Genomic DNA, 21,560 nt, shown 5'->3' with positions numbered 1-21,560 from the left:
GGCCAGCGAATCTACCCGCTGAGCCGACAACCGCTCCACCCCGCTAACGACGACCATTCGCACATTTATCTCGCCTGAGCACTTCTGATACTCTCGCGGTTTCAGCCGTCGCCATCTTCGTTTTTGCCAACCTCTTCGTACCAGTCTGAGTAATTGCAGTCGTCTGCGTGATCGCAGACATCGCACCGCCCGCATTGCTGACAGGTACTCTCGGCACGCTTGCCGCGCGTAGAGCATTCGGGGCAGTAGCAGCATTCGTTGCAGCAACCGCAGTCGTCGCAAGTAGATGCCTTCTCTTCACAGCGACGGCACACCGCGCCTTCTTCGAGCATGACTAGCCCTCACGTGTCTGCACGTTTATGCTGCTGTGGGTAGACAAGCGATGAGCGAATTTGCCGCGGGGCCTGATCTGTTAGTAGCCTTTATTGAAATGTTTCAATTTGATTGAAAATATTATAGCAATGGCTGGCAGAACTGCACACGACGCAATCGAAAGTAAGATGAAGCAGAACAGTACGCGCACGTCTTCGAAATGCGGAGGCTGTCTCGGCTCCTTTGGACGAGTTCGCATTACCGCAACTATCAGAGGGAGCATTGCGCCGTAGCCCCCCGCCAGTGTTGATAGGTAGATGTTGAGGCCCGTGAAATAGCCAAATGCGGCCCCTAACGCACTGCCCAGCACGGCCATGAGGAATGGCGTCAGCATTTCAAATACGTTCATGCTCACGCACCTCCACGTTTATGTCACTCCGGGGCGTCAAAGTGGCCGCTCAACCCGCAACGACGGCCTCTTCAACACCGTTCACTGCTGTCGGGCGGGCAGACGAAATGCCAACCAGCACACCCACGCTCCTGCTCCTCTGGGCTCAGTACGGTCTCCAAGAGAACCCGGAACGCCTCCCGTTGTTCCAGGCTGAGTTCTTCTAATCGGAAGTCTATTTGTGGATACGGGCTGGCGTGATAGCCGTAGCGAAGGAGGTAATCCCAATCCCCTCGGCTGCGTAGCACCTGCGGAGGCAAGCCAGACGCCGCAAGCAGCTCTGCGTATTGCCCTCGCCACTCATGCCACGCTAGCCGCTCGGTTCGCGAGCGGCGGCCGTCTCGTCGGAATCCCATGACCGACCTCTCGCGTCTGCTCGTCAAGGCGACGTGACCCGCTTCACCAGCATCGTCGCGTAGCTGCCGCGCGGCAGGTCGAAGCTCAGCACGAGCTTCCGCCGGCCCTTGTTCAGTTCGTCGGCGTCGGCGGTGTGGCTCAGGTTCTCCGGTCGCACGCACGCCGGGCGGTCGCCCTTCGAGAAGAACGGCTTCTGCATTCCCTTCACCTTTAACTCCGCGAGCGTGAGGCCCTCGCCCTTTAGCATCTCCTCCACGGTCGGGAGCCACGGCGCGTCCGGTTCGGGCTTCACACGCGCGGATGGGAGTGGCAGCATTAGGGACTCCCATGCGGCGCGGTTCTCGTCGGGTAACCGCACCGGCGCCGGGACGGTGCCGAGCTTCAGTTCCACACTCGTCAGGTTGGCGGGGCCGAGTGTGGTGGTCAGCCACGCGGCCAGCATCTTGTTCCACAGGTAGCTCTGGTACGCCGAGAGGTACAACCCCTGAAGTTCGGGGCGCAGACGTGCGACCGCGCCCTTGAAGTCGGTCGGGTGGGCGGCGAGGTAGCTCACGAGGCTGCGGGCGTGGCCCTTCGGGAGCTTCGCCTGGCACTCAGGCCACTTGCCCCACAGTTCCGTGAGCGTCGCCTTTTCGCGCTTGGCGTCGGCCCGGTCGTGCTCGTAGGGTGCGGCGAGCGCGAGCCACAACGCCCGCTCGAACCGCCCGAACACCATTTCCTTCGCGACGAACTCCTGCTGCTCGCCGACCGAGCCAAATCGCTGGTCGTCGAAGTAGTTCGGCAGCCCGGCGTCGGCGACCTCGCGCAGCGTCGCTTCGGCGCGCGACACTCCGGCGGCGTTCAGCGAGCGGAGGGTGACCGTGAACCGGTTCGCGCGGATTTCCTGCGCGGTGAACGGCTCGACGCACTGCCCGAGGTAGGTGACGGTGACCCGCTCGTGCGTCAGGTTCCGCTTCGGGCCGCGGAAGATGGTGAGGTGCTGCGACGTGACCGCGTGCCGGTCCTTGAGCCCGCCGTAGCTCAGCCGGCGGTGGTCGACCTGCCAGCGGCGCCGGAGCGCGGCCAGCGCGTCGGGGGTGGTCCAGCCGGTCTTGTCGAGCCGGTAAAGGGCGAAGTCGCCGGCCTCGCCGGCGACCACGTCGGTCCGTTCTTCGACCCGGAAGTCCTGGGGTTGCTGCTTGAGCTTCATCCGCTCATTGAAGCACGCGAAGGGGGCTCAGGCGAGGGCATTCAGCGCTTCGTGGCCACCGGAACCGGCGACACCGGGACCGGAGCCGTTGTGGCCACCGCGGGCGGCTTCGCGACCGGGCGTGTGGCCGTCTGGGTGCCGATGGCGCGCGTCGGGCCGGCGCGGTCGGCGAGGAAGTTCCATTCGGGCGGGGTGCCCCGCACGGGCGCCACGGAGTGCGGCTCCGGGGCGTTCGGGTAGCTCCACACGGGCACCTCTTCGATCTCCGGCTCGCAGTGCCGCTCGGCGATGTTCCGCAACAGGTCCGCGACCGCCGCGACGGTCGTCGGGTGCGCCGGGAGGGTGAAGTGCGTGGCGTCCGGGACCATCACCCGGGCCGAGTGCGGGACACGTTCGGTACACATGCCGTTCGTGATGAGGAGCGTGTGAACCCCGCACGGCTCGGGCGCGCAGCCCTTCGGGTCGAGCAGCACGACGGCATCGACCGCCGCGCCCTTTGCGGTTAGGTCGCGGGCGAGCGAGAGCGCGACGCCGGCCCCGTAGTCGTAGCCCAGGAGCACGAACCGCGCGTCGGGGTCGTTCTTGCGGATGCACTCGATCTCGCTCTTCACCCACCACGCGTGATAGAACTCACCGATCCCAACCTTCGCGAACCCGTTCTCGCCGAGTTGCAACCGCAGCGCGTTCAGGCCGGTGTGTGTGGACGGGGTGAGCCCGTGCACCATGAACAGGTGAACGCGGTTCCGGCACGGGGTCGGCAGCTCGCACTGCACCCCGTTTTCGAGCGCCTTCTCATACCCCTTGTGACACGGTAACGTGCAGCCCGCGAGAGCGAGTGCGGTCGCCAGAAGCCCACAGCTGAACCACATTCGCTTGCTCATCGGCGGCCCTCGCGCTTACCAGGCTGGTCCTGCCAACTCAAATCGGCAGAACCCGGCAGACTGCGAGAACCGTTGCAGATTACCAGGTCACATTTCTCGGCAACCAGTAACGGGTGTTCCAGTTGCGAAAGATGGGTGTTATGGGCAGTTAGCTGATGGCTACTGGTTTGCCCGTCTTCACAGATTCGATTTCGCGGTGACACAGCACGAGCGCGTCACGCGCCAGTTGCCCGCTCAGCAGCGCCGGCTCCCGGCCCGACGCGACCCCGCCGACCGCGGTCTGTAGCTCGTCCGTGAACGCCGAGAGCGCGTCGCCCCCGCCGGGGAGCGCGGGGTGCTCGGACTTCCCGTCCGCGGTCAGGAGCGTCAGCGGCACCCCGCCCGAGTCGAACAGCAGCGTCGCCTTCTCCAGGTAGATTTCGTACCCGTGGACGAACGGCCGCCCGGGCATCGACACGGCGCCGCTGGAGCACGTCACCGCGGGGCCGCCGGGGCCGTAGAGGTACGAGGTGGTGAGGTACGAAACCGCGCCGCTTTCGACCGTGCCGGCCGAGAACACGTGCTTCGGGACCCCGCACACCAACCCGATGAAGTGGGTGTCGTGGATGTGCAGATCGACCGCCGGTCCGCCGGTCTTGGCGGCGTCGCCGATGTCCGACGACCAGTCCGGTTTCGCGATCACTCGTTTGAAGTGCGCCGCGACCACCTTTCCGTATTTGCCGTTCGCGATCACATCGGCCGCGTACTTGAACTCGGGGAAGAACGGCAGCACGTGCGCCACCATCAGCAACTTCCCGGCGCTCTTGGCCGCGGCGACCATCGCGTCGGCGTCCTCGGGCGAAAGGGCGATCGCCTTTTCGACCAGCACGTGTTTGCCGGCCTTGAGTGCGGCGAGCGCGAGCGGCGTGTGCTGGTCCGTGACGGTGCAGATGTCGATCAGATCGATTTCGGGGTCCGCGAGGAGTTCGCTCACCTCCGCGTAGGCCTTAACGCCGGTGAGGTCCACCTGGCCGGGTTCGGGGCCGAAATTACCGCGGGTGTTGTGCCAGTCGCCCGCGCGCTTGGCGGCGTCGCGGCTGCAAATCGCGGTCACCTTCGCGCCGGTGAGGCGCTGGCTGGCGAGGAAGTGAATGCGGCCCATGAACCCGATGCCGACAATTCCGATTCGCACCATGTGCGCGTGCCCCCTGGTTTTCTCAGCCCGCGCCTTCGGCCCGCGCTCGCATTGGGAAACGAGCGCGGGCTGCCGCGGCTCCGGGCGTGAGGACGTTCTGGGCCTGTCTTACGAGTTGCTCGCGCTTCCGCCCGGCGCCGGGGGCGCGGGCGGCGCACCTTCAATTCGCCGCTCGTGAGCCGCGGAGGTGCTCGGCGAACTTCCGGACGATCTGGCTGTGGTAGCGGTAGGGGTTCGTAATCATTGCGACGGTTCGCGTGGGCGGCGGTCCGCTGAGCGAGCGGTACACGCGCGCGGGGCTGGTGTCACGCGCCCGGGCCATGTCCGGGATCAGGCTCACGCCGTGCCCCAGAGCGACCAACTCCTGCACCATCGAGAGCTGACTGGTCCGCTCGACCGAAACCGGGTGAAACGAGTGCTGCCGGCAGAACGACACCACGTTGTCCGAAAGGCAGTGCGCCTCGCCCAGCAGCACGAACGGCAGCTCCGCAATGTCCGCCAAGCACACGGCCGGCTTCGCGGCGAGCGGGTGCTCGCGGCCGGTCACCAGTAGCAGTTCCTCTTCAAAGAGCGGTTCGACCTCCACGTACTTCGTGCCGATCGGCAGCGCCCCGATGGCGATGTCGACCTCCCCGTCGGTCACCTTCTTGAGCAGCGCCTCGGTCGTATCCTCGAGTACGATCAACTGGGCCTGCGGGAACAGGCGGTGGAAGGACCGCAGGCACTCCGGCAGAAAATACGGGGCGATCGTCGGGATCGCCGCGACCCGGACCTTGCCGGACCGGCCGTTGTCGGCGATCTCGGCCGTTACATCGTCCAGCATCGTCAGCACGATGCGGGCGCGGTCGAGCAGCAACCGGCCCGCATCGGTGAGCGCCACCTTTCGCGACTGCCGCTCGAAGATGGGCTGGCCGAGTTCCTCTTCCAGACGCGCGACGGATCGGCTCAATGCGGACTGAGACAGCCCGACGAGTTCGGCCGCCCGGGTGAAATTTTCCTGCTCGGCCACTTTCACCAAATGCCGCAGTTGCTCCAGTTCCACGTCGCTCACCCCGCCCGTTAGTCATGCGTTCGACGCATCACATGCATCTGTTCTATGCATTGGAAGCCGCATTTGCCGACCGTTATTATCTCAATCGGGCGGGTGTGCAGCGGTTCGGCGACCGGTTCGGTCCCCCCTGCACGGCCCGCGCCTCTCCCTCAACTGGAGGACCGCGATGACCGACCGCACGCCGTCTCATCTGTACCGCCTGGGAGCGGGACTGGCGGCCCTGGGCTTTTTGGTGTCGGCACCGGCTCAGGCCCAACCCGCTTCCGGGCACGCGCCCGCCGGTCCCGCCGGGGCCAAGTGCCCGGTGACCGGCTTCACCCTGTCCGGGAAACCGCAGCCGGAGGCGAAACCGGAGCCGACCCCGCCGGCCGCCGGGGCCATCCCGTACACGAACCGGGAGTGGTGGCCGAACCAGTTGAACCTCAAGGTCTTGCACCAGAACGCGCCCGCGGGGAACCCGATGGGGCCGGGGTTCAACTACGCCGAGGAGTTCAAGAAGCTCGACCTGGACGCGCTCAAGAAGGACGTGCTCAAGGCGATGCGGACCTCGCAGGACTGGTGGCCGGCCGACTACGGGCACTACGGCCCGTTCTTCATCCGCATGGCGTGGCACAGCGCGGGGACGTACCGCACCGGCGACGGCCGCGGCGGCGCCCGGTACGGCACCCAGCGGTTCGCGCCGCTGAACAGTTGGCCCGACAACGCCAACCTGGACAAGGCGCGCCGGCTGCTGTGGCCGGTGAAGCAGAAGTACGGCAACAAGGTCTCGTGGGCCGACCTGATGGTGTTCGCCGGCACCTGGGCCATTGAGGACATGGGGCTCAAGCCGTTCGGGTTCGCGGGCGGCCGGGAGGACGTGTGGGAGCCGCAGGACGACATCTACTGGGGGCCGGAGGGCAAGTGGCTGGAGGACAAGCGGTACACCGGCGATCGGCAGTTGCAGAAGCCGCTGGCCGCGGTGCAGATGGGCCTGATCTACGTCAACCCCGAAGGCCCGAACGGCAAGCCGGACCCGCTGGCCTCGGCCCGCGACATTCGGGAGACGTTCGGCCGCATGGGCATGAACGACGAAGAGACGGTGGCGCTGATCGCCGGCGGCCACACCTTCGGCAAGGCGCACGGAGCGGCCCCCCCGGATAAGAACGTCGGCCCCGAGCCGGAGGCCGCCCCCCTCGAAGCGCAGGGGCTCGGCTGGCTCAACAAGTACGGCAAGGGCCGCGGCGGCGACACCATCACCAGCGGGCTCGAAGGCGCCTGGACCATGACCCCCACGAAGTGGTCCAACGGCTACTTCGACAACCTGTTCGGGTACGAGTGGGAGCTGACAAAGAGCCCCGCCGGCGCGTTCCAGTGGACCCCCAAGGACCCGGCCGCCAAGGGCCTCGTGCCCGACGCGCACGACAAGACCAAGACGCACGCCCCGATCATGTTCACGACCGACCTGGCGCTCCGGATCGATCCCGCCTACGCGAAGATCTCCAAGCGGTTCCACGAGAACCCGGCCCAGTTCTCCGAGGCGTTCGCGAAGGCGTGGTACAAGCTGACGCACCGCGACATGGGGCCGGTCACCCGCCTGCTCGGGCCGGGCGTGCCGAAGGCGCAGCTCTGGCAGGACCCGGTGCCCGCCGTCGATCACCCGCTGATCGACGAGAAGGACGCGGCCGACCTGAAGTCCAAGATCCTGGCGTCGGGGCTGACCCCGCGCCAGTTGGTGTCCGCCGCGTGGGCGTCGGCCTCCACGTTCCGCGGCACCGACTGCCGCGGCGGCGCGAACGGGGCGCGTGTCCGCCTCGCCCCGCAGAACGGTTGGGCCGTGAACGAGCCGGAGGAGCTGGCCCAGGTGCTCCAGAAGCTCGAACAGGTGCAGAAGGAGTTCAACCAGGCCCTGACGGGCGGCAAAAAGGTGTCGCTGGCGGACGTGATTGTGCTCGGCGGGGGCGCGGGGATCGAGGCCGCGGCGAAGAAGGCCGGCCACGAGGTGCGGGTGCCGTTCAGCCCCGGGCGGACCGACGCGACTCAGGAGACGACCGACGCCGCCGCGTTCGCCGTGCTCGAACCGACCGCGGACGGGTTCCGTAACTACCTCGGCGGCAAGCACGACCGGCCGGCCGAAGAGTTGCTCGTCGATCGGGCGCAGCGGCTCAAGCTGTCCGCCCCAGAGATGACCGTGCTCGTCGGCGGGTTGCGCGTGCTGAACGTCAACACCGGCCGGTCTAAACTGGGCGTGCTGACGAGCCGTCCGGAAGCCCTGTCCAACGACTTCTTCGCCAACCTGCTCGACATGAACACGGAGTGGCGCAAGTCGGCGAAGGACGAGCAGGTGTTCGAAGGGGTGAACCGGAAGACGGGACAGGTCAAGTGGACCGGGAGCCGGGTCGATCTCGTGTTCGGCTCGAACTCGCAGCTCCGGGCCATCGCGGAAGTGTACGCCAGCGACGACGCCCAGAAGAAGTTCGTTGCCGACTTCGTGGCCGCCTGGACCAAGGTGATGAACCTGGACCGCTTCGACCTGGACCCGGCCTACCGCAGCGCCACCAAGCCCGCAGGGGCGCGGTAAAAACGGGTCGTCTTCACACCCGCGAGCACGGTCCCGGCCCGAAGTGGCCGGGACCGGGGATCGCGTCTAAAGTGTCGTTTGAGTAGCGCGTGCGGCCGTGAAGTTAGCGTGAACTGCGGTGTAACGCCGCGGACGGTTCCTGGTGCCGATCAGGTCAAGTCGCCTCCCGGCCGAGTTTCAAAGTTCGAAACTCACGCCGTGAGGCGTGCCGAAGGACGAAAGTAGCTCGGCCGCACGCGCCCTCTCTGGAAGCCAACTGTTTCTGCTTGCCGCGCCTTATCGCATTTCGCACATCGCTTTTGTCAGGTTAGGCTCCGCTCTGGGCGGCGCGGCGTGTGATATCAGCCGTTTTAACCCGTGCGCGGTTCCGGACCGATTGGCCCGGCGGCAGATTTCCTGCCCCGTCGGACACCCTGTTTAGCTTCTCCCCGCCCCGGTTCGTCTGGTACGATTCCTGTACGCGACAGCGCGGAGGCGCAAGCACGCGCCGAAAACCGAGACGCCACCCAACCCCGAGGCACGATTCGCCGTGGGACAGAAAATTGAGCAAGACCTGCAGCGGTTCCGCAAGCTGGTGCGCGGAAAGGTGAAGAGCAACCTGTCCAAGTACATCAGCCGCGGGGAGATGATCGGCAAGAAGGGGAAGGACTTCGTGTCCATCCCGATTCCGTCCATCAACCTGCCGCAGTTCCGCTACGGGCAGAAGAATTCGGGCGGCGTCGGGGTCGGCCCCGGGCAGCCCGGCCAGCCGCTCACGCAGCCGCAGGACGGCGAGGGCGAGCCGCAGGCCGGCGACTCCCCCGGCGGGCACATCCTCGAAGTGGACCTCACGATGGAGGAACTCGCCGAGATCCTGGGGGAGGAGCTGGCGCTGCCGCGCATCGAGCCGCGGGGCAAGGAGAACGTCGTTACCGAGAAGGACAAGTACACCAGCATCCGGAGCGTGGGGCCGGAGTCGCTACGGCACTTCAAGCGGACCTTCAAGCGGGCGCTGCAGCGGCAGATTTCGGCCGGGTCGTACAACCCGCTCGTGCCCACCGTCATCCCGCAGCGCGAGGACAAGCGGTACCGCGCGTGGAAAGAGGTGCCCAAGCCGGACGCCGTCGCGTGCGTGATCTACATGATGGACGTGTCCGGCTCGATGACCGACGAGCAGAAGGAGATCGTCCGCATCGAGTCGTTCTGGATCGACACCTGGATCAAAAAGCACTACCAGGGCGTCGAAACTGTTTACATCATCCACGACGCCGTGGCGCAAGAGGTCGACGAGCACACGTTTTACCACACGCGGGAGAGCGGCGGCACCAAGATCAGCAGCGCCTACGAGCTGTGCAACAAGATCATCGACGCCCGGTTCCCGCCGAGCCAGTGGAACGTGTACGCGTTCCACTTCTCCGACGGCGACAACTGGGGCGACGACGTGCCCAAGTGCAAGGAGCTGCTGGGGAAGACGATGCTGGCGAAGCTGAACCTGTTCGGGTACGGGCAGGTGGAGTCGCCGTACGGGAGCGGCGAGTTCTTCGACCACGTCCACGAGCTGGTCGACGACCACGAGAACGTGGTGACGAGCCGCATCCCGGACCGCGACGCGATCCTGGGCAGCATCAAGGAGTTCCTCAAGACCGGGCGGTAACCCAAGCGGGGGGCGCGGCGATGTTCAAGAGCGTGCAGTACGCTGGGTTCGAAGGCCGTCCGGACCTCAAGGCCGGCGCGGAGCGCGTGGTCGCGGCACTCGGCGCGGTGGTGCGCGACTGGGACAAACAGGTCGCGCTGACTTTTGAAGCGCGCCCGCACCAACCGGCCGGGGTCGAGGTGACGCTGACGCTCGATCTGCCCGCGGCCCGCGGGAGCGGCTCGCTGCTCCTGACGGCCCGTGAGTTTCAAGACCCGGCCACCCTCGAGAGCCGGTGCCGGGCCGTTTGGGCGCGCGCGACGGACGATTACCTCGAGCGCCGCAAGCCGGCGTGGGACGAAATCATCAATCAGCCGGTCGAGGTGTAGCCGTGGCCAAATCGCCCAGCGAACAGATTCGAGATCTGGTTGCGGACCTCAAGGTGCTGGCCGATCGTGACGACAACCGCCGGCGCGAGCTTGAGAAGCTGAGCGCGAAGGTCGAAACGTTGCAGACGGAATTGGCCGCCGAACGGGCGGAGCGGGCCGCGCTCAGGCAGCAGCTTCAGGACCACATCAAGCACGCCGACCTCGTGGACGGGCGCCGCTGGACCCTGATCCTCGCGCTGTTCGGCGCGGCGCTGTCGCTGGCGTCGGGGCTGATCGTCACGCTCGCGAAGAAGTAGAAGCCCATGACCGACCCGGACTCGACCGAGCAGACCTGGCCGCGCGTGCCGTCGAGCGACGTCACCGAGCGCATCCGCTCCCCGTACTCGTTTCTCGGCCCGCCCCAGGCCCCGGACGAGATCGGCCGGTTCGCCGATTACCGCGTGCTCCGGCTGCTCGGGGCCGGCGGGATGGGGCTCGTGTTCGCGGCCGAGGACCTCGGCCTCCGGCGGCCGATCGCGCTCAAGGTGCTCAAGCCCGAGCTGGCCGCCGACCCGGAGAGCCGCGAGCGGTTCCTCCGCGAGGGCCGGGCCGCGGCCGGGATCACCTCCGACTACACCGTCACCGTGCTGCACGTCGGCGAGTCGGCCGGGCTGCCGTTCCTGGTCATGCCGCTGCTGGTGGGCGAGACGCTCCAGGCCCGCATCGAGGGGGCGGACGCCCTCGACCTGCGGACCGCCCTCGTGATCGCCCGCGACACCGCCGCCGGGCTGGCCGCGGCGCACGCGCAGGGGCTCATCCACCGGGACATCAAGCCGGCGAACATCTGGCTCGAACGGACCGACGCGGTCGAGTGCAACCGGGAGACGAAAACCTGCGGGGAGACGTCCGACGCGCTCGGCCGGCCCCCGAAGTGCGCGGTCCGCGCCAAGCTGCTCGACTTCGGGCTGGCCCGCAAGCCCCTGCACGAGACCAGCCTCACCAGCACCGGGTTCATCGTCGGCACGCCCAACTACATGTCCCCCGAGCAGGCCGGCGGGCACGAGGTGGACGCCCGCGGCGACCTGTTCGCGCTCGGGTGCGTGATGTACCTCATGCTCACCGGAGAGCTGCCGTTCAAGGGGCCGTCCGCGATGGCGGTGATGATGGCCCTGGCGAACAAGCACCCGGAGCCGGTGCGGCAGAAGAACCCGGCCGTGCCCCGGGAGGTGTCGGACCTCGTGACCCGGCTGCTCGCCAAGCGCCCCGGGGAGCGGGTGCAGACCGCGACCGAGGTGGTGTGCGACCTCGAAGCGGCGCTCGCCGGGATGTCCGCGTCCGGCCCATCGGTTCCGATGCCGCGGCCGGTGAAGGTGGAGCCCGACACCGCCGTCCCGGGGTCGAGCGAGACGCGGCGGGTCGAACCGGTTCCGCCCGACCGGCGCGGGCGGCGCCAGACGGTCGCGCTGGGGACCGCACTCGCGCTGGCGCTCGCGCTGTCCGCCGTTCTCGGGTGGAAGCTGTTCCGCGCGCCCGCGGCGGGACCCGAGCCGATCGTGATCGGCGTGCTGCACTCGCAGAGCGGCACGATGGCGGTGAGCGAGAACCCGGTCATCGACGCGACCCTGCTCGCCGTGGAAGAGCTGAACGCGGCGGGCGGGGTCAACGGGCGCCCGGTCCGTGCGGTGGTGGTGGACGGCAAATCCGACCCGGACGAGTTCGCGCGCCAGGCCGAGCGGCTGCTGACCGAGGAGAAGTGCGTGGCGGTGTTCGGGTGCTGGACCAGCGCGTCGCGCAAGGCCGTCCGGGCCGTGGTCGAGCGCAACGGCGGGCTGCTGTTCTACCCGGTGCAGTACGAGGGGCTGGAGGAGTCGCCGCGCATCGTGTACCTCGGTCCGGCCCCGAACCAGCAGCTCATCCCCGCGGTCGATTTCGTCATCGACGGGCTCAAGAAGAAGCGGATCGCGCTGGTGGGCTCGGACTACATCTTCCCGCACACCGCGCACCAGATCATCCGCGACCGGATCGGCGAGCGCAACCGAACCGGGGCCGGCGCCGAGGTGGTGGCGGAGGTGTTCCTGCCGCTCGGCTCGACCGACGCCCGAGACGCGCTCGCCCGCGTGCGGCTCGGGAACGCGGACGTGGTCATCAACACCATCAACGGCACCTCGAACGCCGCGTTCTTCCGCGGGCTGCGCGGCCCCGGCCCGCCGGTGCCCACCGTCTCGGTCAGCATCACCGAGAACGAGGTGCGGGGGCTGAACCCCGACGCGCTGGTCGACGACTACCTGGTGGCGAGCTACTTTCAGACGATCGACCGGGCGGAGAGCCGGGCGTTCGTGCGCAAGATCCGCGAGAAGTACGGCCCGGACCGGCCCGCGAGCGACATGATGGCCGCGGCGTACTCCGGCGTTCACCTGTGGGCGCGGGCCGCGGCGGCGGCGAACAGTGTCGAGCCCGCGGAGGTGCTGGCGAAGGTGCGCGGGGCCGAGTTCGACGGCCCCAGGGGGCGCGTGAAGGTCGATCCCGAGAGCCAGCACGCCTGGCTGCCGGTGCGGGTGGGCAAGGTGCGCCCGAACGGGGAGGTGGCGCTCGTCCCCGGCGCCGGGTCGGAGGCGCCGGTGCGCCCGGTGCCGTTCCCGCCCACCCGGACCCGGCACGCGTGGGACCAGTTCCTCCGCCAGCTCGAAATGGACTGGGGCGGCAAGTGGCAGCCGCCGGCCAAACACTGACGCGCCGCGTTCGTGTATGATGGAGCGGGTACGCCGGGCCGGTGTGGGAGGAGTCGGAGATGAACCTGGGCTTTTACAACACGAACCTGCCGTCGCACCTGCGCGTCTTGAAGGACGAGATCGAGGGGTACGCGCGGGGGTTCGGGCTCGACTTCTACGAGACCATCTTCGAGGTCGTGGACGCCGACGACCTGAACGAGATCGCCGCCTACGGCGGGTTCCCGACGCGGTACCCGCACTGGTCGTTCGGGATGCAGTACGAGGAGCTGAAAAAGAGCTACGAGTACGGCCTCTCGAAGATCTACGAGATGGTCATCAACAACGACCCGTGTTACGCCTACCTGATGCGGTGCAACCACACCGTGGATCAGAAGTTGGTGATGGCCCACGTCTACGGCCACTGCGATTTTTTCAAGAACAACGCCTACTTCGCGCACACGTCCCGCAAGATGATGGACGAGGTCGCGAACCACGCCGCCCGCATCCGGCACTTCGTGGAGCGGTTCGGCGAGGACGAGGTCGAGGCGTTCATGGACCGGTGCATGTCCATCGACGATCTGATCGACATCCACTCGGTCGCCATCCGCCGCCGCGACGACCACTCGCGGTACGATTTCACCGCCCCGGCCGACGGGGAGGAGGGGGCCGACCGCGCCGCGCCGCGGTTCAAGGCGAAGCCGTACATGTCGGACTACATCAACCCGCCGGAGGCGCTGCGGACCGACGACGAGGCCAAGAAAACGGCCGCGGCGCAGGCCGCCCGGTTCCCGGAGCGGCCCGAGAAGGACGTGCTTTTGTTCCTCATCGAGCACGCGCCGATGAAGGGCTGGCAGCGCGACCTGCTGAGCATCGTCCGCGACGAGGCTTATTATTTTTATCCTCAAGCTCAAACGAAGATAATTAATGAGGGGTGGGCGAGCTTCTGGCACAGCACCATCATGACGCAGAAGGTGCTGGACCCGTCGGAGGTGATCGATTACGCGGACCACCACTCGGGCACGATGGCGACCAGCTCGCGGCGGCTCAACCCGTACAAGGTCGGCATCGAACTGCTGCGGGACGTCGAGCGGCGCTGGAACATGGGGCAGTTCGGCCCGGAGTGGGAGAACTGCGAGGACATGGACAAGAAGCGCACCTGGGACAAGCAGCTCGGGCTCGGGCGACAGAAGATCTTCGAGGTGCGGAAGATTCACAACGACATCACCTTTATCGACACGTTTCTGACCCCAGAGTTCTGCAAGGAACACAACCTGTTCTCGTTCAACTATCAGGAGCCGACGAAGAACTACGTGATCGAGAGCCGCGAGTTCCAGAAGGTCAAGCAGCGCTTGCTGTTCGGCCTCACGAACTTCGGGAAGCCGTGGATCTACGTGGTGGACGGCAACCACCGCAACCGCGGCGAACTGATGTTGCGGCACGAACATCAGGGTGTAGATTTGAAAGTGGACGAGGCGCGCGACGTGCTGGTCAACATCCAGTACATGTGGTCGCGGCCGGTTCACCTGGAAACGCTCAGCGACGGCCAACCCGTGGTGCTGAGCTTCGACGGTACCGAACACACCTCGCAATTAACCGGAGGATCCGATGACTCTGTCCGAAAAGCTGCTGCCAAAGCTAAGTGAGTGGCGCCCGGCCGGCCCCGGCCGGCACTCGTTCGGCCAGACGTTCGCGGACGAGGGCTGGGGCGTTCAAATGGCCGCCGACAAGACCGACGCGCTGGCCGCCCTGGTGTGGGAACTGGCCCTGGCCCGCACCGGCGATGCGCCCGCGGGGCTGACCCTGCGGGCGTGGGCCGAGCGCACCGCGGCGCGGGCCGTCGGGCTGCTCGAACCGCTCAAGGTGCTGGAAGTGGACGAGGTGCGTGGCGAAGCGGTGCTCCGCAGCGCGGCACCTGCCAAGAAGGGCGAGCAGGTCGCGTATTACGAGGTGAAGCTGTCCGGCACCGCCCGCGCCGAGGTGCGCCGGTTCACCGCCACCCGCACCGCCAGCGGTCGCACGCAGGTGGCCTTCGCCCTCACGCACGAGGTGCTGGCGAAACTTGCCGGCGACATCGCGGGCTGAGCCCCGTTCCGCTGGGGCCGCCGCTGCCCCTCCGCTACCCGTTCGCTGGTCACCGAAAGGGCCTCCGGCTCCCCTGCGGCAGGTGCCAGTGCGACCGGTTCTGCGGCCCGCGCTGGCCGGCAGAGTTCCCTGCCGCGCGGGGCGAGTCGCTACAATACCGGCTCGCCCGACAACTAGGGGGAGCACACGATGCTGCGGAGCGTAACGGCCCTGGCGGCCTTCGTTCTGACCGCGACCGCGTCGCCGGCGGCGGTCGTTACGAAGGTCGTCGAGTACGACTACGAGGGTGTCAAACTCAAGGGGTTCCTCGCTTTCGACGACGCGGTCAAGGAAAAGCGGCCCGGGGTGCTGGTGGTCCACGAGTGGTGGGGGCTGGACGACTACGCGAAGGGGCGCTGCAAGCAACTCGCGGAACTCGGCTACGTCGCGTTCGCGCCCGACATGTACGGCGAGGGCAAGGTGGTGAACCACCCGGACGACTCGGGCAAGATGGCCCGCGCGGTGCGCGCGAACGTGCAGGTGTGGCGCGGCCGCGCGGACGCCGGGCTGAAGCAGCTTCAATCGCAGCCCAACGTGGACGGCGGCAAACTCGCCGCCATCGGGTACTGCTTCGGCGGAAGCACTTGCCTCCAGCTCGCTTACAGCGGGGCCGATCTGAAGGCCGTTGCGACGTTCCACGCCGCGCTCCCGAAGCCGACCGAGGCCGAGGCCAAGGCGATCAAGCCGAAGCTACTGATCTGCCACGGCGAAGCGGACCCCTTGATCTCGCCGCAGGCGATCAAGGACTTCCGCGGCGCGCTCGATGGCGCCGGCACCAAGTACGAGTTCGTGGCCTACAAGGACGTGGTCCACAGCTTCACGGTGCCCGGCGCGGACGCGCACAACATCAAGGGCATGAAGTACGACAAGCATGCCGACGAGGACTCGTGGAAGAAGATGCTCGCACTGTTCAAGGACACGCTCGGTCGTTGATCGCCAGAGCCTGGGATCGAGGTCAGGTGCGCAAGGGGTCGAATCTGTGCCCCCTGTAACCGGATGCGGCCCCGCCGGGCGCCAAGCCTCGATTCGGTTTGGCGCCGGCGGGGCCTGATCTTTGGTCTCGCGACCGTACCGATTGTGCCGCGTGTTCCCGTCTCGCGGTCACGAACGCACTTCTCTAACGCTGGCGCGCCGTGCTAACGTTAGTCGATGGAATGAAACGCGCAGGGTTGCGCCCGCCCAGATTGCAGGAGGCGTATCACATGTCCGCCGGGACCGTTCCCCCACCCGCGCCGCAGCCGGCGGCCAGACGATCGCGCTCCAAGCGGTGGCTGAAGCGGCTGCTCCCGTTGTTCACGCTGCTGATACTGGTGCTGTGGTTCGCGCCGACCATCGTCGCGAAGACGAGCCTTCGTAACACGATCGCGCGGAAGGCGCTCGCCGATGTCAAGGGATCGGTCGAGGTCGGGGGCGCGTCGCTCGGGTGGTTCGCCCCGGTTGAGCTGCGTGACATCAGTATTAGGGATGAGGCCGGGCGCCCGGTCCTGAACGTCGCGAAACTGCGGTCGCAAAAGACCCTCATAAATCTGGCACGCGACCCGAACGCTCCCGGGGCGTTTACGGTCGAGAACCCGACGATCAGTGTGGCGTTCGAAAAGGGGAGCACGAACGTCGAAGGCGCGTTCGCCGAGTACCTGAAAGAGAAGTCGGCTCCTGCCACCGCCCGTATCGCGGTGAATGTGAAAGTGACCGGCGGCACGATCACGCTTCTGGAAGCCGACACGAGCACGAGCGTGGAAGGGATAGAGGGTTCGGTTGACGTGCCCGTGACGGCCGCCGAACCGATCGCGGTGCGATTCACCGCCGCGACCGGTGGGCTAAACGTTGACGCCACGATCGGCGAAACCGGCACCGCGAAGGTGGTGAGTAAAGACCTCAAACTGGATACGTTCGCCCCGCTGCTGAAGCGCGCCGACCCGGCGCTGAAGCTTTCCGGCACGCTGGGAACGGACCTGAAGCTCTCGTGGAAGACGGACGCTCGGGGGCGCCTCGCCCTGGCTGTCGCCGGCACTGCGAACGGGAAGCAGCTCTCGCTCTCCGCGCCGTGGCTCAAGGGAGATGAGCTTCGCTTCGATTCGGTCGAACTGCCGCTCGACGTGGAACTCGTCGGGCGCAATTTACAGGTGCGGTCGCTCGACCTGAAATGCGACACCGGCACGGTTTCCGTGAAAGGTGCGTTCGATCCCGAGCAGGCAGCGGAGAACCTTTTTAACCAGCCCGGCGTGTCGATCGAGGCGGACGTGAACGCCGCCCAACTTCTCGCGAAGCTGCCGAAGCTGTTCAAGCTCAAAGGCGGCATTGAATTGCACGAGGGGCGCCTCGGCGTCAAAATCGCGAGCAAGACTGATCCGGCGGACGGCGGCACCGTTTGGGACGGAAAGGTGAGTACGTCGGCGCTGAAAGCCGCGGCGCCGGGGCCGGACGGAAAGGCGCGGCCGGTGGTGTGGGACGAGCCGCTGAAGGTCGAGTTCGTCGGGCGGTACGCGAGCGGGCGGTTCCCGACGTTCGAGAAGTTCGTGTGCTTCTCGGAGTTCATGTCCGTTAACGCGGCCAGCGACTCCGAAAAGCTCTTGCTGTCCGCCAACGTGTTGCTCGGCCGGCTCGGCACCCGGCTCAAGGATTTCATGGACCTCGACGGCTGGACGATCGACGGGCGGGCGTTCGCGTCGCTCGCGGTGCGCCGGAGCGACGGGGATGCGTTCAGCGCGGAGGTGATCGTTGAACTCACCGACCTCGCGGTCGTCGATCAGAACCGAAAGGGGTGGCGCGAGCCGGCGCTGAAGGCGCAGTTGAACGCCAAGGGTACTCGGCTCGCCGCCGGTCCGGTCGCGCTCGCCGGCGCGTCGGTGAAACTCACCGCCGGCGGTGACCGACTCGAGGTCGATCTCACCGAACCGGTCGCGGATCTCGCCAAGCTGTCGAGCGGGAGCGCGGGTGTGCGTCTTCAGGGGCAGGTGGCGAGCTGGAAGGATCGCGTCGACGTGTTGGTCGGTATGCCGGTGTTTGAGTTCACTGGAACCGTCGATGCGCAGGGTAAGGCCCGTTTTTCGGCTGATCGTGTGACAATGGACCGGCTCCAGGTCACCCTCACCAACCCGAAACTGGAGCGATGGATTGCGCTCGACGAGCCGCGTATGAGTGCGGTTGGAGATCTGGTGTTCACCCGCGCCGACCGCGTCGCGACCATTTCGAACGTGTCGGTCACATCGGATACGCTCCAGGTCACCAAGGGCACGCTCGCCTTTGAGTTACCGACGACAGGCGATCCGGTCATCAGCGGGAACGGACAGAGCACCGTTAACCTGAACCGGCTCGGGCGCACGGTGAAGCTGTACACCGATCCGAACGGGCCGGAGGCGCTCCACGGCACCGGCACCGGGCCGCTCAAGTTCCGCACGGCGGGGAACGTCACGGAGTTCGGCGGCTCTCTCGGGGTAACGGGCTTCGGGTACGGCCCGAAGAACCAGCTCGTCTGGCAAGAGCCGACGCTCCAACTCGAGGCCGAGGGCAAGTACGACAACGGCACGGAGACGCTCGTGCTTGCCGTGGCGAAGGCCGAACGCCCGGGTTTCATACTTAGCACGAATGGGACGTTGGCCAAGGTTACCACTACCGGTGAGGTGAAACTGACCGGCACCCTGCGGTACGATTGGGACAAGTTGAACCCGCTGGTGCGCAAGTTCGTCGGCGACACCTTTACCGCGACCGGCACCGGCTCGCGCGGGTTCGCGCTGTCGGGCCAACTCGAACCGCCCGGCGCGGCGGCCGCCACGCCCCCAGCGCCGAAAGGCCGCCCCGCACCGAAAGGCGGCCCGGCCCCAAAGGCCTCTGTTCCGGGGGCGCTCGCGGGGCTGTCCGGCCAGGGTTCGGCCGGGTGGCACACGCTCAACGCGCTCGGGTTCGATGTCGGTACGGTGGAAGTTGACGCGAAGATGACCAGCGGCGTGGTGAAGATCGAACGCATTCACACCACCCTTGCGGGCGGTAAAGCGTCCCTCGAGCCGACGATCTACCTCGGAACCACGCCCGGCACGGTCACGTTTACGAAAGGCGCGGTCGTCGACCGAGCGAAGATCACGACGGGCTCGCTGGGGCAGGGCGGGGCGCTGAGGTTCGCGCTGCCGGCGTTCTCCGGGGCGGTGCAGGCGGATGGGGAGTTCTCGGCGGCAATCGAGGACAACCTCGTTTCGCTCGCCGACCCGAATCAGACGGCCGCGAAAGGGGTGCTGCTGATCCACCGGGCTACCGTGGGGCTCACACCGGTTGCGGCCCAGGTAGCGAACCTGCTCGGCGCGAAGGACACCGCGATGACCCTCGCCAACGAGACCGCCGTGACGGTGCAGGTCGCCAACGGGCGGGTCCACCACCAGAACTTCACGATGCGGATCTCGGGCACCACGTTCCACACCAGCGGGTCCGTCGGGTTCGACCAGTCGCTCGATCTCGTCGTCGATGTGCCGATGCCCAAGGAGTTCGTGCTGTTGAAAAACAACCCGGTGCTGCAAAAGGCGATCGCCGGGAAGGTGCTGAAGGTGCCGCTGAAGGGCACTTTGACCAAACCCGAACTGGACCCGAAGGCGCTGAACGCGGCGATCGCCGCGCTCGCCCGTGAGGGCGCGAAGGACGCCGGCAAAGATCTGATCGAGAACGAGATCAAGAAACTGTTCCCCGGCGCGGCCGTGCCGTCCCCGAAGGGGGGCGGGTTCCCGTTCCCGTTCGGCAAGAAGCCGTAGAAAGTTCGCCTTGTCGCTTTAACGCGGTGTGCTATCTGCTCCGGGCGGTTCCTGCACCCCCGGAGGTTGGCATGCGGTTTCGGACACTGATTGCAACGATCGCCGTTCTATTCGCGTTGCCCGTGCTGGCGGAAGACCTTCGTCCGCTGGTGCCGCCCCCGGCACCGGTTACGGTCCCTGCAACGCCGGCCGCGGTTGCTGTCAAGCCACAAGTTACGAAGGTTTTTACCGTTGCGGAACTGGTCGGGCCGTCCCTGTCGCCTGAGGGCGAGAAGGCCGCTGTCGCACACCGGTCAAACGCGCAAAAGCTTGTGAAGCTGGTGACGGACATGGTCCGACCGTACTCGTGGGCCGGCGCCGGTGGCACGGGAAAGGTCGAATACTTCGATGTCGGCGCCGCGCTGGTCGTGACGAACACCGCGGACGTGATCACGGAGGTGGGCGACCTGCTCGAGGCCCTGCGGCGGATTAGTGCCATGACCCTGGTGTACGAAGTCCGGTTGGTCCGCGCGCCGGCAAACGTGTTTGAGCGGGCCGGGGTGAAAGCCGCGCGCGACACCGCCCTTACCGACGCGCAACTCCAGGCGGTGCTCGACGCCAGTCAGGCCGACCGCGACGCCAGTGTGACCCCGTTCCCGCGAATCACAGCTGCGGCCAGCGAAACGGCCACCTCGAAGTGCGGCAACACGCAGACGTTCGTGACCGGCCTGGATGTCACGAAGGTGAATGGGGCGTCCGTCTTGGTGCCCCGGCAGACGGCCGTACACCTTGGCGAATCCGTCACGGTGAAAGGCGTTTTGTCGGCCGACCGCAACTACGTTCACGTCGAAGCGGGTGTGTCACGCACGCGACTCGTCGGAAGTGTTGAACTGATTCCGGTAACGACGCAAATCACCCCGGTGTTCGAGGGCGGGGCACAGGGTAAGCCGGTACCGTTCACGCAGTTCGTCCAGGCGCCGGACGTTCGCAAAGAGAGCGTTGAGCGGTCCGCCGTCGTTCCTAAGGGCGGGACGCTTGTGATCGGATCGTGGAAGCAGGCGGCCGAGGGGCGCGGGAAGGACAAGCCGGGACCGGAACTCGAAGTCCTCGCGCTCGCGACCGTTCGCACGTTGTGCGACATCGACGCGTTCCAGAAGCGCCTCACCGCGCCGGGCACGCCGCTGAAGAACAGCGTTCACAAGTTGAGGAGCGTCGCTGCCGCCGATGCGGCGCTGGTGCTCGGTGCGCGGTTCCAGCGGGCTGGGGCCAAGCTGGTCGCTGAACCGGTTTCGAACAGCCTCCTGGTAAGCGGGGACAAAGACACCGTCGAGCAGGTCGGCAAACTGATCGCCGAACTGGATAAGCCGCTGCCGCATACGGTCGTGCAAGCGATGATCGTGGACGTGCCGGACGGGTTCCTGGCCAAGTGCGGTTTGACGACAGAACGCGGCACGTCGGGGTGCGTGCTCACCCCGCGCGAAGCCGAGAGGCTGAACGACTTCCTGCGGGCCGCGAAAGAAAAGGGCGAGTGCGAAGTGTTGTCCCGGCCGCTGGTTCAGGTCGCCGACAATCAGACCGGGTACGTTCAGATCGGGCAAAACTACCCGGTAGCGCTCGCGGGCGGGAAGGTCGAGTCTAAATTTGCCGGCACTGCACTTCGTGTCACCCCGTGCCTCGCATCCGATGGCCAAACCGTGAAACTGACCACGGAAGTGCAGAACGGGAAGGTCATACCAGGTACGGTGATGACCGCGTTCGTTCCCGGAACCACCTTCCCCGTCACCACGCTCATGCCGGCGACGGTGTGCGTACAAGAGGTGCGGGCCAATGTGGCGGTTCCCGCCGGGCACACGGCCGTGGTCGCCGTTCCTGTTGCCGAGCCGGCGGCGGGGGGAGGGGCTCGGAGCGGCTCGCGAACGCAGACGATCGTGGTGCTCACTCCGACCCCCGTCGTTCATGATGTCGGGTCGAATCCAGCCGGTGTAACCGTTCACAGGTGATGCGACTGCCTATCAATAAATAGGCCTCATTCACGATAGGGTTTGGGTGCTCGGCGCACGGCCAACGGGC

15 protein-coding genes are annotated in these 21,560 nt (G+C 66.7%); 10 read left to right on the top strand and 5 right to left on the bottom strand.

The features are described from left to right. Nucleotides 1-412: 412 nt before the first annotated feature. From GobsT_RS26765 to GobsT_RS26745, 5 genes are all read right to left on the bottom strand, one after another. The gene (locus GobsT_RS26765; protein ID WP_148087882.1) at nt 413-721 is read right to left on the bottom strand and encodes a hypothetical protein; all 309 of its coding nucleotides are present in this window, start codon (nt 719-721) and stop codon (nt 413-415) included. Nucleotides 722-1,139: 418 nt separating this feature from the next. After that, on the bottom strand, nt 1,140-2,306 hold the full coding sequence (gene truD, locus GobsT_RS26760) for a tRNA pseudouridine(13) synthase TruD (protein ID WP_010034807.1): 1,167 nt from the start codon (nt 2,304-2,306) through the stop codon (nt 1,140-1,142). 41 nt (nt 2,307-2,347) lie between these two features. Beyond that, complete coding sequence (locus GobsT_RS26755) at nt 2,348-3,175, bottom strand: alpha/beta hydrolase family protein (RefSeq protein ID WP_157506535.1); 828 nt, start codon at nt 3,173-3,175, stop codon at nt 2,348-2,350. 160 nt (nt 3,176-3,335) lie between these two features. Beyond that, on the bottom strand, nt 3,336-4,361 hold the full coding sequence (locus GobsT_RS26750) for a Gfo/Idh/MocA family protein (protein WP_010034810.1): 1,026 nt from the start codon (nt 4,359-4,361) through the stop codon (nt 3,336-3,338). A 160-nt stretch (nt 4,362-4,521) separates the two neighbouring features. Then, nucleotides 4,522-5,403 carry a LysR family transcriptional regulator gene (locus GobsT_RS26745; protein WP_029600672.1) on the bottom strand — a complete coding sequence of 294 codons (882 nt, stop codon included), beginning with the start codon at nt 5,401-5,403 and terminating at the stop codon, nt 4,522-4,524. A gap of 175 nt (nt 5,404-5,578) precedes the next feature. On the opposite strand from GobsT_RS26745, the gene katG reads away from it, so the two are divergent. The 10 genes from katG to GobsT_RS26695 all read left to right on the top strand — a co-directional run bounded on the left by katG (nt 5,579) and on the right by GobsT_RS26695 (nt 21,490). Next, nucleotides 5,579-7,969: a catalase/peroxidase HPI gene (gene katG, locus GobsT_RS26740; protein ID WP_010034814.1), complete on the top strand. Its 2,391-nt coding sequence runs from the start codon at nt 5,579-5,581 to the stop codon at nt 7,967-7,969. A gap of 529 nt (nt 7,970-8,498) precedes the next feature. Then, the gene (locus tag GobsT_RS26735) at nt 8,499-9,602 is read left to right on the top strand and encodes a DUF444 family protein (protein ID WP_010034815.1); all 1,104 of its coding nucleotides are present in this window, start codon (nt 8,499-8,501) and stop codon (nt 9,600-9,602) included. A gap of 20 nt (nt 9,603-9,622) precedes the next feature. Continuing rightward, the gene (locus GobsT_RS26730) at nt 9,623-9,970 is read left to right on the top strand and encodes a hypothetical protein (protein WP_010034816.1); all 348 of its coding nucleotides are present in this window, start codon (nt 9,623-9,625) and stop codon (nt 9,968-9,970) included. A 2-nt stretch (nt 9,971-9,972) separates the two neighbouring features. Beyond that, nucleotides 9,973-10,266: a hypothetical protein gene (locus tag GobsT_RS26725; RefSeq protein ID WP_010034817.1), complete on the top strand. Its 294-nt coding sequence runs from the start codon at nt 9,973-9,975 to the stop codon at nt 10,264-10,266. A 6-nt stretch (nt 10,267-10,272) separates the two neighbouring features. Further along, the gene (locus GobsT_RS26720) at nt 10,273-12,678 is read left to right on the top strand and encodes a transporter substrate-binding protein (protein ID WP_010034818.1); all 2,406 of its coding nucleotides are present in this window, start codon (nt 10,273-10,275) and stop codon (nt 12,676-12,678) included. 59 nt (nt 12,679-12,737) lie between these two features. Beyond that, on the top strand, nt 12,738-14,300 hold the full coding sequence (locus GobsT_RS26715) for a SpoVR family protein (protein ID WP_010034821.1): 1,563 nt from the start codon (nt 12,738-12,740) through the stop codon (nt 14,298-14,300). Further along, a complete protein-coding gene (locus tag GobsT_RS26710; protein WP_010034823.1) occupies nt 14,263-14,739 on the top strand; it encodes a hypothetical protein in 477 nt (158 codons plus the stop codon). The genes GobsT_RS26715 and GobsT_RS26710 overlap by 38 nt, the downstream gene beginning before the upstream one ends. Before the next feature lie 189 nt (nt 14,740-14,928). Continuing rightward, complete coding sequence (locus tag GobsT_RS26705; RefSeq protein ID WP_010034826.1) at nt 14,929-15,711, top strand: dienelactone hydrolase family protein; 783 nt, start codon at nt 14,929-14,931, stop codon at nt 15,709-15,711. A gap of 269 nt (nt 15,712-15,980) precedes the next feature. Further along, nucleotides 15,981-19,511, top strand: a complete 3,531-nt coding sequence (locus tag GobsT_RS26700) for an AsmA family protein (RefSeq protein WP_010034829.1) — start codon at nt 15,981-15,983, stop codon at nt 19,509-19,511. 71 nt (nt 19,512-19,582) lie between these two features. After that, nucleotides 19,583-21,490 carry a secretin N-terminal domain-containing protein gene (locus GobsT_RS26695; protein WP_010034832.1) on the top strand — a complete coding sequence of 636 codons (1,908 nt, stop codon included), beginning with the start codon at nt 19,583-19,585 and terminating at the stop codon, nt 21,488-21,490. Nucleotides 21,491-21,560: the final 70 nt, after the last annotated feature.

Source organism: Gemmata obscuriglobus (assembly GCF_008065095.1).
In the GTDB taxonomy this organism is placed as follows: Bacteria; Planctomycetota; Planctomycetia; order Gemmatales; family Gemmataceae; genus Gemmata; species Gemmata obscuriglobus.
This window is presented reverse-complemented; position numbering and strand designations above follow the sequence as displayed.